This window comes from Clostridioides sp. ES-S-0049-02 (assembly GCF_020658465.1).
Taxonomy (GTDB): Bacteria; Bacillota; Clostridia; order Peptostreptococcales; family Peptostreptococcaceae; genus Clostridioides.
The window spans coordinates 139293-154935 of sequence record NZ_JACVWG010000001.1 but is presented as its reverse complement, the minus strand read 5'-3'; the positions used below and the strand labels follow the sequence as shown (position 1 = coordinate 154935).

Annotated in this window: 17 protein-coding genes; all 17 read right to left on the bottom strand. The window is 29.0% G+C overall.

Annotated features, from left to right (window positions below):
- Positions 1–23: 23 nt before the first annotated feature.
- Positions 24–716: a winged helix-turn-helix domain-containing protein gene (locus IC213_RS00820; protein ID WP_227432425.1), complete on the bottom strand. Its 693-nt coding sequence runs from the start codon at positions 714–716 to the stop codon at positions 24–26.
- A gap of 14 nt (positions 717–730) precedes the next feature.
- Positions 731–1492, bottom strand: a complete 762-nt coding sequence (gene pgeF, locus IC213_RS00815; RefSeq protein ID WP_413926908.1) for a peptidoglycan editing factor PgeF — start codon at positions 1490–1492, stop codon at positions 731–733.
- Positions 1489–1950 carry a transcriptional regulator NrdR gene (nrdR, locus tag IC213_RS00810; protein ID WP_227824212.1) on the bottom strand — a complete coding sequence of 154 codons (462 nt, stop codon included), beginning with the start codon at positions 1948–1950 and terminating at the stop codon, positions 1489–1491. Before nrdR ends, pgeF begins: the two co-directional genes overlap by 4 nt.
- A 21-nt stretch (positions 1951–1971) precedes the next feature.
- The gene (locus IC213_RS00805; RefSeq protein ID WP_227432422.1) at positions 1972–2235 is read right to left on the bottom strand and encodes a YlmC/YmxH family sporulation protein; all 264 of its coding nucleotides are present in this window, start codon (positions 2233–2235) and stop codon (positions 1972–1974) included.
- A gap of 104 nt (positions 2236–2339) precedes the next feature.
- A complete protein-coding gene (gene sigG / locus IC213_RS00800) occupies positions 2340–3113 on the bottom strand; it encodes an RNA polymerase sporulation sigma factor SigG (RefSeq protein WP_169468424.1) in 774 nt (257 codons plus the stop codon).
- A gap of 91 nt (positions 3114–3204) precedes the next feature.
- A complete protein-coding gene (gene sigE, locus IC213_RS00795; RefSeq protein ID WP_227432421.1) occupies positions 3205–3927 on the bottom strand; it encodes an RNA polymerase sporulation sigma factor SigE in 723 nt (240 codons plus the stop codon).
- A 24-nt stretch (positions 3928–3951) separates the two neighbouring features.
- The gene (locus IC213_RS00790) at positions 3952–4797 is read right to left on the bottom strand and encodes a sigma-E processing peptidase SpoIIGA (protein ID WP_227862626.1); all 846 of its coding nucleotides are present in this window, start codon (positions 4795–4797) and stop codon (positions 3952–3954) included.
- A gap of 324 nt (positions 4798–5121) precedes the next feature.
- Positions 5122–6396, bottom strand: a complete 1275-nt coding sequence (locus tag IC213_RS00785) for an ABC transporter substrate-binding protein (RefSeq protein WP_227432419.1) — start codon at positions 6394–6396, stop codon at positions 5122–5124.
- Between the two features lie 261 nt (positions 6397–6657).
- Complete coding sequence (ftsZ, locus tag IC213_RS00780) at positions 6658–7818, bottom strand: cell division protein FtsZ (protein WP_227432418.1); 1161 nt, start codon at positions 7816–7818, stop codon at positions 6658–6660.
- A gap of 189 nt (positions 7819–8007) precedes the next feature.
- Positions 8008–8361: a small basic family protein gene (locus IC213_RS00775; protein ID WP_227432417.1), complete on the bottom strand. Its 354-nt coding sequence runs from the start codon at positions 8359–8361 to the stop codon at positions 8008–8010.
- 98 nt (positions 8362–8459) lie between these two features.
- Complete coding sequence (locus IC213_RS00770) at positions 8460–9134, bottom strand: DUF881 domain-containing protein (protein WP_227432416.1); 675 nt, start codon at positions 9132–9134, stop codon at positions 8460–8462.
- Between the two features lie 4 nt (positions 9135–9138).
- Complete coding sequence (locus IC213_RS00765) at positions 9139–9837, bottom strand: DUF881 domain-containing protein (protein WP_227432415.1); 699 nt, start codon at positions 9835–9837, stop codon at positions 9139–9141.
- A 22-nt stretch (positions 9838–9859) separates the two neighbouring features.
- Positions 9860–10600 (bottom strand): cell division protein FtsQ/DivIB, encoded by a 741-nt coding sequence (locus IC213_RS00760; protein ID WP_227432414.1) that lies wholly within the window; start codon positions 10598–10600, stop codon positions 9860–9862.
- Positions 10601–10869: 269 nt separating this feature from the next.
- The gene (gene murG / locus IC213_RS00755) at positions 10870–12087 is read right to left on the bottom strand and encodes an undecaprenyldiphospho-muramoylpentapeptide beta-N-acetylglucosaminyltransferase (protein WP_227830792.1); all 1218 of its coding nucleotides are present in this window, start codon (positions 12085–12087) and stop codon (positions 10870–10872) included.
- A 17-nt stretch (positions 12088–12104) separates the two neighbouring features.
- Entirely contained in the window at positions 12105–13235 is a 1131-nt protein-coding gene (gene spoVE / locus IC213_RS00750; protein WP_227432412.1) for a stage V sporulation protein E, read from the bottom strand.
- 51 nt (positions 13236–13286) lie between these two features.
- A complete protein-coding gene (murD, locus tag IC213_RS00745; protein ID WP_227845591.1) occupies positions 13287–14642 on the bottom strand; it encodes a UDP-N-acetylmuramoyl-L-alanine--D-glutamate ligase in 1356 nt (451 codons plus the stop codon).
- Positions 14643–14660: 18 nt separating this feature from the next.
- On the bottom strand, positions 14661–15629 hold the full coding sequence (mraY, locus tag IC213_RS00740; RefSeq protein ID WP_227432410.1) for a phospho-N-acetylmuramoyl-pentapeptide-transferase: 969 nt from the start codon (positions 15627–15629) through the stop codon (positions 14661–14663).
- Between the last annotated feature and the right edge of the window lie 14 nt (positions 15630–15643).

Genomic DNA, 15643 nt, shown 5'->3' with positions numbered 1-15643 from the left:
ACACTCCTAAAATATAACTTTTTCTAATCTATTTTGTATCCTACACCTCTTATAGTTTCTATATATTTTTCTGATTTATCTTCATCTTCTATTTTTTTTCTTAAATATCTTATATGGACATCTACTGTTCTAGTTTCTCCATAGTATTCATAGCCCCATATTTTATCTAAAAGATAGTTTCTTGAAAGTACTTTACCTTTATTCTGAATTAATAATTTTAACAGTTCAAACTCTTTAAGTGTTAACTCTATCTTTTCAGAACCTTTAGTAACTTCATGTTTTGATAAATCTAGTTTTAAATTACCTGTGGTAAGTATATTATTTTCTTCGCCTGTACTAGTTAAGTTATATCTTCTTAAAACAGAGCTAACCCTAGCTAACAATTCTTTTATACTAAATGGCTTGGTTATATAATCATCAGCACCTACTTCAAGCCCTTCAACCTTGTCATTTTCCATATTTTTAGCAGTAAGCATTATAACAGGAATATTTTTCAAGTCTTTATCACTTCTTATTTTTCTCAATACTTCTATTCCACTTATATTTGGTAGCATCCAATCTAAAAGTATTAAATCTGGTTTAACTTCCTTAGCTTTTATAAATCCATCAAATCCATCATATGAATAACTAACTTCGTAGTTTGACACCTCCAAATTGAATTTTAATAGCTCAACTATATGCATTTCATCGTCTATAACAAGCACTTTAGTATTCATTAAAAAGCTCCTCTCTATTTTATCTGTAGTACCGTTCCTATTCGCTCTGATGCCTTATTATGTTTTCTATAAGAGTGGAATTCATCTGCTCTACAACTAGTGCATAGATTTAAATTTATTATATTTTCTTTTTTGACTCCACTACATCTCAGCATATACTCATTAATTTTCCATAAATCTAAATAGTAACTTCCCTCTTTTATTATATAGAACTTTTCATCATTATTTGTAAGAATTGTGTTAAATTTTTCTACTAACTCCTCAGAAACTTCATAACAACAAGGTCCAATTGATGGTCCAATTATACATATCAAATCTTCAGGAGCTGTTTTATAAGTCTCAGACATCAATTTTATTGTTTTGTGACCTATATTACTAAAAGTACCTTTCCAGCCAGCATGTGCCAGTCCTATGGCTTTATTTTTAGCATCTATAATTGATATAGGTACGCAATCTGCTGTAAACAATAAAAGTGGTACTTTCTCTAAGTTTGTTATAAGTGCATCTCCTTCTATTCTTTGTCCTATATTCTCTCTACTAACTATGTTAACTATGTCTGAATGTATTTGAGAATTACTAGTTAAATTTTCAAACATTAAATCGCATTCCTTGCAAACCCTTAACATGTCTTCTTTACTTTTTGCATCTATATTTTTACAAGTTATAACTAGATTTATAGAATTTAATTTTTCATCAATTTCTTTACAATTGCTACTTAAGTTAACATACTCTTTAATATCTTCTACACTTTTTAGATTTATATAATCTTTCATCATTTGTCTCCTTTTTCTATTAGTATACTTTTAAGTTCATTTACAAAAGTATTTATATCTTTAAATTGTCTATACACAGAAGCAAATCTTACATAGGCAACTTCATCTAAATCTTTCAATTTATCCATTACCATTTCACCAATTTTTTTGGTTTCGATTTCTTCTATAAAGCATTTATTTATTTCATTTTCAATATGTACAACTATATTCTCAATATCTTCAACAGATACAGGTCTTTTTTCACATGCCTTTAATAGTCCATATTTTATTTTTTCTCTATCAAAATACTCTCTACTATTATCTTTTTTAATAACCATTAAAGGAGTAGTTTCTATTTTTTCATAAGTAGTAAATCTCTTTTTACATAATTCACATTCACGTCTTCTTCTAATAGATTTTAAATCTGTATGTCTAGAATCTATTACCTTTGATTCTTTATAATTGCAATAAGGACATTGCATCTGTATTCCTCCTTTGTTTAGCTATATATCAAATTCATCTAAGCTTAATTCTGAACCTATATTTACTATTATTGTATCACAACCTATTTTAAGTATATCATTCCAAAATATAACTTCTTCATCCCCTCCTCTTGAAAAAAAACTTCTACTTCCATCTCCAAAAATGGTAAATGAGACTACTTTTCCCTCATGAATATCCATATCTATGTCGATTATGAAACCCATCCTTTTTCCATTTTTTACATTTATAATTTCTTTTTCCATTATATCAGAAACTCTAATCATATTATACTCACCCTTCCTTTAAAAATAAATATGTATTTGGATAAAAAAAAATGACCTATATAGGTCATTTAAATTTAAAATTATGTTTACATTCCATGGATTACTTATACATACTTTCTCATATTTTTTAAAGCATTTTTTTCAATTCTTGATACTTGTGCTTGAGATATACCGATTTCATCAGCAACTTCTATCTGAGTTCTTCCTTTGTAAAATCTTAAATCTAATACCAACTTTTCTCTACTATTTAATTTTTTAATAGCTTCCTTAAGTGATATTTCTTGCAACCAGTTTTCATCAGTATCTTTTTTGTCTTGAACCTGATCCATTACAAATATGGCATCTCCATTATCTTGATATACTGGGTCAAATAAAGATATTGGATCTTGTATAGCATCAAGTGCCATTACAACTGACTCTACTTCTAATTCTAATTCCTTTGCTATTTCTGATACTGTTGGTTCTTTTGAATTTGTTCTAATTAATCTTTCTCTAACTTGTAGTGCCTTATATGCTATATCTTTTAATGATCTACTAACTCTGATTGGATTATTGTCTCTTAAGTATCTTCTAATTTCTCCTATAATCATAGGAACAGCATAAGTTGAAAATCTGACATTTTGACTTAAATCAAAATTATCTATAGCTTTTATAAGACCAATACAACCTATTTGAAATAAATCGTCTATATTTTCTCCTCTGTTGTTAAATTTTTTTATTACACTCAAGACTAACCTTAAATTTCCTCTTACAAATTGTTGTCTGGCTTCTTCATCACCACTTTTTATTTGTAATAAAAGTTCCTTCATTTGCTTATTTTTAAGAACTGGAAGTTCAGATGTATTAACACCACATATTTCAACCTTATTAACTTGCATACATTTCAGTCCTCTCTCAAAAAGTATTCATCTATTGAAATTATTTACATTTCCAATTTTTTTATACTTTTTAAGAAGAATTAATTTAGCATTATACAAATTTTTTCATTTCTTTTTGTAATCTTGAAATTATTTTCTTTTCAAGTCTAGATATGTAGGATTGAGATATTCCAAGCATTCCAGCAACTTCCTTTTGTGTTTTTTCAATACCTTTATCTATAAGTCCAAACCTTAATTCCATAATTTGCTTTTCTCTGTCACTTAATCTGTCAAGTGCCATAACCAATAAATCTCTATCTATTTCTTCTTCGATTATTTTATATATTTCATCATTTTCTGTACCTAAAACATCTGATAATAGAAGTTCATTTCCATCTAAGTCTATATTTAAAGGCTCATCAAATGATACCTCCGTTTTCTTTTTATTATTTTTTCTTAGATACATTAGTATTTCATTTTCTATACATCTCGAAGCATAGGTTGCTAATTTTATATTTTTATTTAATTTAAAAGTATTGACTGCCTTTATCAAACCTATAGTCCCTATAGAAATTAAATCCTCTACATCTATCCCTGTATTTTCAAATTTTCTTGATATGTAGACTACTAATCTCAAATTTCTTTCTATTAAAATTGATTTTACGGTTTCATCAGTTTCTAGCTTTTGCAAAAGTTCCATTTCTTCTGCTGGTTTTAGTGGTGGAGGAAGAATATTGGCTCCACCCATATAGTATATTCCTTTTGGCTTTATTATTTTTAATTTAATACCTAACATCGTAATAAAGCTTATGATTCTTTCTTTTAATCGTAACATCCTTTGTCCCCCTTAAATTTTTAGCTATAATCCAGGCAATATATTTGGATTCATTATTGCCCCATATTCTCTATCATTAAAATTTGAAATACCAAGTATTATATTTCCTATCTTTTGCTCATCTACCTCTACATAATCAGCTTTTAGACCAATTATTATGCTTGTCTTATTACTTCCAGCATGTTTATAAGGTATTATTCTAACTCTCCCTGAAGTTCTGTCATCTAAACTACATATAATTTCCTGAGCTTTTTTCATATCTATATCTTCATAGTTAATATTTAATAGATTTTCTGGAATCAATCCTTCTAATACACTTGATTTGACTATTATTACATCACTTTGACTTATTGGGTCTTTTAATAAATTTCCACTATCAACTAATGCCTTACAGCAAAAGCTTTTTTCTAATAAGTTTATATTTATGGTCTTCGTAAGCTCTTTGATGTATTTAAGCATCTTCAAGTCTTTGTAAATGTACTTTAATAGTTCACAACTTACATAAGTACATGCAATTAAAAAAGATATTTTTAAATGGCTTATTCCTGTAAAATAAATTACAAAATAAGTACTTCCAGAAATAAAAATATTTACTAAATAAAAAACTAATGCTACATGAGCATAATCTTTCTTGCTCTTAGTCCTAAATGAAATTAAAGTTATAATACTCATGATTATTATTTTAAATGGCACTGTAAATAGTATATCCATTGATGGGTATAAATAAGCAACAGAGTAGGCTCCTCCTAAACTAGCCCCCAGCAACTTATTTTTTCTAGGATTATATTTTTTAGTAAGAATAGAAGTACAACTTATAATAATATAATTTATTACTAGGTTTTCTATAACATAGTACTCAATATACACCATGTATCCCCCCTTAAAACCTTTAAACATATTATAAGATAGTATGTACAAAATTTTATGTCACTTTTGACAGTCGAATCCAAAACAAATTCTATTTAAAAATAACAATGATATATGTCTTATACTTTATGTCGTCAAAAGATATTTTTTTAGCATCAAAGAAATAGACTTTTTTGTAGAATTCAATATATCTAGGTAGAAGTTATTCAACTCTACCTTTGGAATATTTCCATAAAAAAAGACTATGCGACTTAATAATATAGCAAGTAAATCGTTTACTTGTATAAAATTAAATTGCATAGTCTATAAATCAAATATAAAATTAAATTATTGTGCTAACAATTCATTTGCATATTTTGCAGATTCATTTAGTGCTTGTTCTGGAGTTTTGTCTCCAGCTATCATCATTTGAAGTTGTTTCCATAAGTGTTCATATATTTCTACTCCATGAGGTCCAACTGTTAATGGTCTGTACATATTTTTATCTTTTGTTACCATTTCTTCAAATCTTGGATCTCCTTGATATTTTTCACCTTTAGCAACTGGTGCTCTTGGTATCTCTTTATGGAAAGCTTCCATTGAGTCTTTGCTTAACATATATTCAAGAAGTTTAAATCCAAGTTCTTTGTTTTTACACGCTGACATTAAAGTTAAATCATCTACTGAGGCAAAACTACCAACTGTTTTATCTTCTAATGAAGTTACATATCCCCAGTTTAAGTCTGGGAATGATTTATCAAAAGTACTTGTAGCAGCAGAAGACAGCATTATAGTAAATGCAGCTTTTCCTGGTCCAAATACACTTTCAACCATCTCATTACTGTCTTTTGATAAAGCATTATCTGGTATATATTTTTTCATATCATTTATAAAGTTTGCAGCTTTTAATCCTTCTTTATTGTTAAATTTAACTGATTTTAAATCATCATTATATATATCTCCACCAGCTTGCCATAGATATGGATACCAGTTCCAGTTCAAACTACCAAACACTTTAGAACCCCAACCTTGTGCAAGACCCCATTGGTCTATTTTTCCATCTCCATCAGTATCTTTTGTTGCTTTTTCACATATTCTTTTAAAATCTTCCCACGTTTTAGGAGGTTTTTCTCCCAATTTTTCTAGTATATCTTTATTATAGTATAATACACCTGGATTAGCAGCTTCTATAGGTAAACCGTAAATTCCACCCATCATTTTTGCATTATCTAAGTATAAATAATTATCTGAAGTTCCTGATTTTTCTAAATAAGGAGTTAAATCTTCAACTGCTCCCATTTCTATAAATTGAGGAAACATTTCTGCATACATATACCCTATATCTGGCCCCTCACCTGCACTGATTGCAGTAGCATATTTTTCTGCATAATTATCCCATGGTACTATTTGGAATTCAATTTCACAGTTATTTTCCTTTTCAAATTTCTCAAGTATTGGTTTCCATGCATCTGCATCATGATCTGTTAACGGTGCAGACCATACAACTAATTTTTCTTTGCCATCTTTGCCTTTAGATTCTTCTTTTTTTGTACATCCAGCAAGAAGTGATGTTGACAAAATAGCAACCATGGCTAAAGAAAGAATTTTTTTTAGCTTAATCATACTTAATCCCCTTTCAGACTTTAATTTCTCTTTTTCCTCAAATTTTTACAATTCAATTCAGGTTTAATATTACCAAATAAAAATGTCATTGTCTAATTATAAAAAACTATAACCATTTATATAACTATCATTTTTTTCTATACTCAGTAGAAAAAACTTTAATCTCCTATTTTTTTTGATATTAAAATATGTTAAAAAAAATAGGAGATTAAAGTACAAAAAATAAAAAGAAGTCTATTGACTTCTTTATAAGTTTACATATTATCTTCTTCTTCTTAAAAATGTAGGTATTTCCATGCTCTCATCATCATCTTCTTCTATTATACTTGCCTTTTTAGGAGCTTCTATCTTTTCTTCAACCACAATTTCTTCTTCTTCTATTTCTTTTACAACTTGTTTTACAGTTGTATTCAGAGAAGACCTTATACTTGATTTAGGCTTAGTATCCAAATCTAAAATCCCACCTTGTAAACCTTCAAATCCTGTTGCGATTACTGTAATCATTATTTCATCGCCTAAATCTTCTTTTATAGAAGCACCAAATATAACATTTGCTTCTGGGTCACAAGATTCCATAACTAAAGTAGATGCTTCATTAACTTCAAATAATCCTAAGTTAGGACCACCTGTAACATTAAGAAGTACTCCTTTTGCTCCTTGTATTGATGTTTCTAAAAGTGGTGATTGGATAGCTTGTCTAGCAGCATCTATAGCTCTAGTTTCTCCACTAGCACTACCTATACCCATATGAGCAAGACCTTTATCTTTCATTATAGTAGTAACATCTGCAAAGTCTAAGTTTATTAATCCTTCAACTGCTATAAGGTCAGAAATTGATTGTATACCTTGTTTTAACACATCGTCTGCAACTGCAAAAGCATCCAGCATTGAAGTATTCTTTTGTACTATTTGTAAAAGTCTATCATTTGGTATTGTTATAAGAGTATCTACCTTTGACTTAAGCTCAGCTATTCCACCTTCAGCATTTTTCATTCTTATCTTACCTTCAAATGCAAAAGGTTTTGTAACTACACCTACTGTAAGGATACCCATTTCTTTAGCTAGGCCTGCAACTACTGGGGCAGCTCCTGTACCAGTACCACCACCCATTCCAGCTGTAACAAATACCATATCAGCTCCTTGAAGTAGTTTTACTATTTCATCTTTACTTTCTTCTGCAGCTCTTTTTCCTACTTCTGGATTAGCTCCTGCACCAAGTCCTCTAGTTAATTTTTCTCCTATTTGAACTTTATATTCAGCCTTTGATGTATATAAAGCTTGTTTATCTGTATTTACTGATATAAATTCAACGCCTTTAAGTTGAGCTTCTACCATTCTATTGACAGCATTGTTTCCACCGCCACCTACACCTATTACTTTAATTTGTGCACATTCTTCTAATTCTACGTCAAAGTTTAGCATCATAAACCCCCTTATCTCATGATTCAAAGTTATCGTATGTATTAATTATATCATTTTCTTCTTTTATTTTGTTAACCTTTAAGTAACATATTCCACAAAAACGTAAATTTTCCTTTTTAATTTTCTTACTTATATTGTCAAATATTACTCTTTAAGTATAAAATATTTTATGTATATCTCAAAAGTTCTTTAATTTTTATGTTTTTTATTCATAATATTGGCAATGATATAACGTCTAATTATAGATAAATTATTAAATAGTCTCATCCCAAAAACTAATACTGCCACGTAGTAAAGTGAAATTCCCAACTTTTCTCCTATATAAGTCAATAATATAGCCAAGATAGCATTACCTATGAAACCAGTAACAAAAATTACATTATCATAGTTATCTTCAAAACTGGATTTTATAGCTCCAAATATAGAATCCATTATTGCAAGAATAGCTACTGACATATATATCGAATAATCCATAGAATATGTAAATGGAATGTAGTAACCTACTACCACACCAAATGCCAATCCTCCTAAAATCCATATCATAAATCCTCACCTCTTTATTTTACTTTGAAACACAACTATATTACAATCCTTTTTATTAATTTTTTTTATTTTTTCTTTATTTTTTTGTATTTTTCGTTTTATTTTGCAAATAAATTCACTCTATTTCCATTATTTTCCTCTATTTTTATATTAATCCCATATATATCCTTTAGAGATTTAGCATATGATTCTGGAGAATTTATAGCTGCACTCAATAAATCTATATCTCCTATAGCTTTTATTATAAATGGTTGTCCATATGTAGTATCATTCACTGTAATAGTTGCTCCTGAACATTTTATCTTACTTGTTGACAATACTCTTTCTCCATTTATAGATATTGCTTTTGCACCTGCTTTTTTCAAATCATTTAAAACTCTTAGAATGTCAATATCATGTATAATCAGGTCGTTTGGATTTTGTCCATCTTTTAATTCTCTTTCACTATCCTTCATAGTAATAGTTATTCCTGGACCTGTGACAGCTGAATAACCACTTAACTCTTTAACTTCTTCAAGTTCTTTTTTCATCAATGTTTGAATAGATTCATTTCCATTATTTTCTGCTTGCTTATATTCATCTAAAGTCTTTTTGTTACTTTTAAGAGCTTCTTTTAGATTTTTTATTTCCTTATTTGTATTTTCTATCTCACTTTCAATATTTTTAGTCTGGCTCAATGTTATATACACTTTATTTGGGTTCAGTGATTTTATATAAGTTGATATGAAAATGCCTAATATGAATGCTCCTAATATAATCATTTTCTTTTTCATATTATTATTTCCTCTCTACTTTATCTGTATCACCATGTCCATTTATTTTTACATTATCTTCTTTAATTACTTTTACCTTTGCATTATAATACGTTTCTATTTCCCAGACAATACCATACTTTATATTGAGCGCAGAAGCTAATGTATCAGAATCACCAATTGCCTTTATTGTAATTGGCTCCTTTATAACAGTGTCATTCATATAAAGTTTATCTTCTTTCAAATACATATATGTATTTGAAACTACTCTTTGATTATTTATAGATATGGCACTTGCTTGTGCTGAATTTAATTTATTTATCATTGACAGTAATAAATCATAATTATATAGTATACTATCATTTTTATCAAAGCTTCCTAAAGTTTTTGTAGAATTTATTTCAACTTCAATACCTTTTCCTTCTACATCTGTATATCCAGCTAAAGTTTCATATTTTTCTATTTCTGATTTAAGTATATCTTGCTCTCCTTTTTCACTTTTACCTCTATATGTCTCTATATCTTTTTTTACACTATTAATTTCTGATTGAAGATTTTCTTTTTCTTTTTTTAGAGATTTAAGTTCTTCTGTAAGTTGCTCGCCTCTCTTAAAAGTCGTCATTCCTCTATTTTCTATATTAATAATTTTTAGTTGTAAACTAACGAGAACTCCCAATACAATACTTCCTATAATTATACTCTTATTTATAAACCTTTTTTTCAAAATATCACTTCCTTACAATTGTCTATCCTTCTGGACTATATACAGCTAGCTTTCCATAATTTAGATTTATAGTCCCACCATTGGTATTTTTATTTTGCAGGTCAATCAAAATTTTATTTACCCTAGATATATTATAATCTAAGTTATCATCATTAGAAAGTAAGATTTTTATATTGCTTCTCGTAAGCATATCTACATTCCCTTCTTTTTTAAAGTTTACATAATTTATTTTTCTATAAATACCTTCTTCTTTTAAATAATTTAAAGTCTTAAATACACTCTCTTTAGTTTTATAATTTTTAAATTTTATTGATTTTGTATCATTAATACTATAATCTACTTCCACTATCAAATCATTTTTACTTTCATTAGTGCCTTTTAATTCCTCTAATAAGTTCCCTTTTTTATCTATATAACAATAGTTATCTTCATCCTTTAATACCGCAAAAATTTCTTTTTCTTTTAAGCTTATAATTATCTTATTTGGAAGTTTCCTTTTTATTTCTACATCTTCTATATACGGATTTTTCATAAGCTTACTTTTCATGTCTTTAAAATTGTATGCAAATATATTTTCATGTGAACTTACATTTAACGATTTCATTATATTTGACTTGGTGACTCTTTTATTTCCAATCACATCTATCCTATTTACATCAAATAAATCACTCCCTACAATAATACATATCCCAAAAGATAGCATAAGTATAAAAACTAAAACTATCATAACATTATTCGTATTTAGCTTCTTTCTCCTCTTCAAATACAATCAACCCCTTTGGTTAATAAATACACCTTTCGAGTTTATATTCCCTACAAAAAAAATATAATATTTAAAGTCAAATTTTCTCATTTTCTTACAAAACAATCTAATAAAACATTAAAAAAGAGGATTAAATTGATATTTCATCAAAATAAATATAAAATACTATATGTATTTTATAACTTAAAACTTATATACACATAAATAAACCCCTAATTTAGAATAATTTAGAAAATCTAATATATTATAAATTAGGGGTAAATATTTATTTATCGTTTCTTTATTCCTATTACTTTAGCCTGACCTTCTATACTTGGAGCTGCTTCTTTCTTTACTTCCTCAATAGCTTTTTCTTTTTTTGGTTTCTTAGCTGTTGATTTTTGTGTTGAGTTATATACCTTTATTATCTCATCATATATAAGGTCTATAGCCTCAGGTCTACCTATAGTTTTACTTGCATTTGCCATATCAACTAGAAGTTCTCTATCTCCTAAAAGTTTAAATACGGCTGTATTCAGGCTTTCTGGAGTTAAGTTTTTTTCCAAGATTGCAACCCCTGCCCCTTGCTTCTCTATACTCTTAGCATTGTACTCTTGATGATTTTCAGCAGTATATGCTTTAGGTATTATTATAGAAGGTTTGCCAAGAGCTGTTATTTCAGCTAATGAAATTGCTCCTGCACTACCTATAACTAAATCACTTGCTGCAAGTGCATTTGCCATATCTTCTAAATAAGGTACTACTTTTTGGTATGGTTTAAGATTTATATTACTGATACTTTCCATAAATTCTTCATAATAGCTTTTTCCTGTTGCAAATATAAAAGCTATATCTTCATTTACCATATTTTTAATGACAAGTCTCATTGCATCATTTATTTTTCTTGAACCTCCACTACCACCGTAGCAAAGTACCATTTTTTTCTCTTCACTTATTCCTAAATTTTTTCTTGCGATATTTTTTCTTGATAACAAAATTTCTTTTCTAACTGGATTTCCTGTAAAAACTAATTTTTCTTCTGCTGCCTCAGGGAATCTTTTATGTGAATCTTCAAAACTTGTAAGTACCTTTGTAACTGTTTTAGATAAAATCTTATTAGTTACCCCAGGAAAAGAATTTTGCTCATGTATTATAGCTGGTATTTTTCCCATAGACGCATTAAATAAAACAGGTCCACTGACATATCCACCAGTTCCTATGACTACATCTGGCTTAAATTTTTTAACAATTTTTCTTGATTGTTCCAATCCTTTAAAAAGCTTAAAAACTCTTTTTACATTATCGAAGTCTATTTTTCTCTTAAATCCTTGTACTGTTACAGTTTTCAATTCAAATCCATACTTAGGAACTATTTCTGATTCTATTCCTTTTTCCGTCCCAACAAACATTATCTCGGCGTCTGGATGTTCATCTCTTATTTTGTTAGCAATAGCTATAGCTGGATATACGTGTCCTCCAGTTCCACCGCCTGATAATAAAACTTTCATCAAATCATCATCTCCTGTTAATTAATTTTGACATGCTTTGAGATGTTCAACACTATACCTACAGCCCCCATAAAGATGGTGAGTGAGGTACCTCCATAACTTATAAATGGTAGTGCTACACCTGTAGCTGGCATTGATGATGTTGCAACTGCTATATTTAAAGCTGCTTGTATTCCAATTTGTGCCCCTATACCTATGACAACCATACAAGCAAATACATTAGAAGTCTTCAAAGCTATTCTTACACATCTGTAGACTAAGGCTACAAATAGCATTATAACTATTATACAACCAATTAATCCTAACTCTTCTCCTATTATAGCAAATATAAAGTCATTTTGTGGCTCTGGTATATAAAAATACTTTTGCTTACTCTTTCCTAAGCCTAAACCAAACAGTCCTCCTGAACCTAATGCATATAAACCTTGTATTACCTGATACCCCTTACCAAGTGGGTCTTGAAATGGGTCTAAAAAAGATGTAACACGACTAAGTCTATACGGTTCAGCAATTACTAATGCAGCAAATAAAGCAGCCCCACTTCCTATCATAGCAAATACAATTTTCATATCCATTCCAGCAACAAATATCATTACAAATGTAACTAGAATTACAGTACCTGCTGTTGACAAATTTGGTTGAAGTATTATCAACGCAAAAAATATTCCTGGAACTACGAGAAGTGGTACAACACCTTTTGTCAAAGATTTTATTTTATCATAATTTTTCTCAATCAATTTTGCAGTTAATATTATTGTAGCAAACTTTGCAATTTCTGCAGGCTGAAATGTTAAAGCACCTATCCCTAACCATCTTTTTGCTCCGTTTGCTTCTATTCCCAAAGGAGTTAAAACCAACAATAATAATACTACTGCTATAGCTCCAATTGCTGTAGCATTTTTCTTCCAAAAATTATAGTCTATTCTAGATGTAATAATCATAACTATAAATCCTAGTATAGCATATATTACATTTTTCTTTAGAAAATAGTATGCATCATTGTGTTTAAATGAAGATTGTATAAAACTTGCACTAAACACCATAACTATTCCTACAAATACTAAAAGCATAGTAGTATAAAATACTACTCCATCAAATTCAGTCTTCATCCTTATGTCAATTTGTTTTTTCAAATTTTCTTTAGGCATCCAACTAATCTACCTCCATTCTTCCATCTAAGTAAGTTTAGAGGTAAGAGATTATTTTAAATTGTTTACATTATCTTTGAAGTCTTTTCCTCTTACTTCAAAACTTTCATACATATCCCAACTTGCACAAGCTGGTGAAAGAAGCACTATATCTCCATTTTTTGAAATCTCATGAGAAGTCTTAACTGCTTCCTCCATATCTTTTACTATATGTATGTCATTAAATCCTTTATTTTTAGCACAATTTTCTATCTTTGGTGCAGTTTCTCCTAATAAGATTAATGATTTAACATATGATTTTGCAATTTCAAGAAGTTCATCAAAGTTGCTTCCCTTATCCATTCCTCCTGCTATAAGCACTATTGGTCTATTATAAGACTGTACAGCTTTTATAGTAGAATCTGGATTAGTTCCCTTTGAGTCATTTACATATATTACATTATCTAAGTTTCTTACAAACTCTTGTCTGTGTTCAACTCCTTTAAATGTCATCAATACATCTTTTATTACTTCTAAATCTACTTTACAAACATATGCTATTGCTATTGCTGCCATACAATTTTCTAAATTATGGCCTCCAGGCAAACTTACATCATCTTTATTTAGAAACTTAATCTTATCCTCTATATCTATTATTATGTCATTATTTTCTAAATATACTCCTCCATTTACTCTATGAGTTCTTGAAAAGTAAATTACTTTGGCATTACATTTATCAGCTAGGTCTCTCACTATTTCATCATCATAATTTAATATACAAAAATCTTCATCATTTTGATTCATAAATATTTTTGATTTAGCTTCTATGTACTTTTCCATAGTATGATGTCTATTTAAATGATCTTCTGTAATATTTAATATTGCACTTACTTTAGGTCTAAATTCATCCACACTTTCAAGTTGGAAACTACTCAGTTCAGTTACAAGTATAGATTCTTCATTTGAAGTTTCTATAGTATCTATTACAGGATTCCCTATATTACCAACTACATATGTATCTTTTTTGGCACTTGAAAAAATTTCTCCTACTAAGCTAGTTGTAGTTGTCTTACCATTTGTACCTGTAATCCCTATAAAAGTTGGATTATTTGACAATTTAAAAGCTAATTCTACCTCACCAATTATATACTTGCCTGAATTTTTTAGCTTCAAAATAAATGGCAAGTCTAATGGTACTCCTGGAGATACTACAACCATATCTACATCGTCTACAGCCTCTGGATGGCATCCTAATATGTATTCTATGTCATTTATAGATTTTAATTCATCAAGTATGTTTTTTAATTTATTTTCATCTTTAATATCATTTACAATTATACTTGCTCCTAATTTATCTAAATGTTTAATTGTAGATATACCAGTTTTTGCAAGCCCTACTAATAAAACTTTTTTTCCATTTAAGTCCATTTTTTATTCCCCCTAGGCCTAAAATACTGCTATTATACTTATCCAAGCTAAAACAACTGTAATAATCCAAAAAACAAATACAACTCTTGTTTCTGGCCAACCACATTGTTCAAAATGATGGTGTATTGGAGCCATCTTAAAGAATCTCTTTCTAGTTACTTTAAAATATCCAACTTGAATTAAAACTGATAGAGCTTCTGCAAAATAAATGCCTCCAATTATAGGTATTATAAGCACTGAATTAGTTAAAACTGAAAATGCTACAACCGCACCACCTAATGCCATTGAACCTGTATCTCCCATAAACACTCTAGCTGGATATGAATTAAATCCTAAAAAGCCTAGACATGCTCCAACAGTTGCTGCTGCTAAAACTGCAACTTCTGTATTGCCTGCAACTGAACTTGCAAACAACATAAAAAATACAGAAACAACTAAAGTCACTCCTGATGCTAGACCATCTAGACCATCAGTTAAATTTACAGCATTTACTATTGCTACTATTATAAACATCATTATTGGTATATATAGTATTCCAACATTTATTACAAAATCTGTAAATGGTATCATAAGTTGCGAAGCACTTGATGACGATGTATACTGATAAAAAGCAACATAAAAAGATAATGCAACTTGAAGGATTATTTTTTGATATGCTTTTAGTCCAAGTGACCTTTTTAGCTTTATTTTTATAAAGTCATCTAAAAAACCAATAAAACCAAAACCAGCAATACATATAAGACCTACTGCCATGTCATGACTAACTTTTACTCTTGTAAGTCCAGTTATTAGAATTGCAACAATCATTATAATTCCACCCATAGTAGGTGTTCCATTCTTAGCTAGATGTGTTTGAGGTCCATCATCTCTAACTGTCTGACCAAATTTAAATTTCCTAAGCATTGGTATAAATATTGGTCCTATTATAATTACTATCAAAAACGCAATCAATGCGGTGTACGTAAGCTCTGTTATTCCTAACATCATAAAACTCCTCTCCC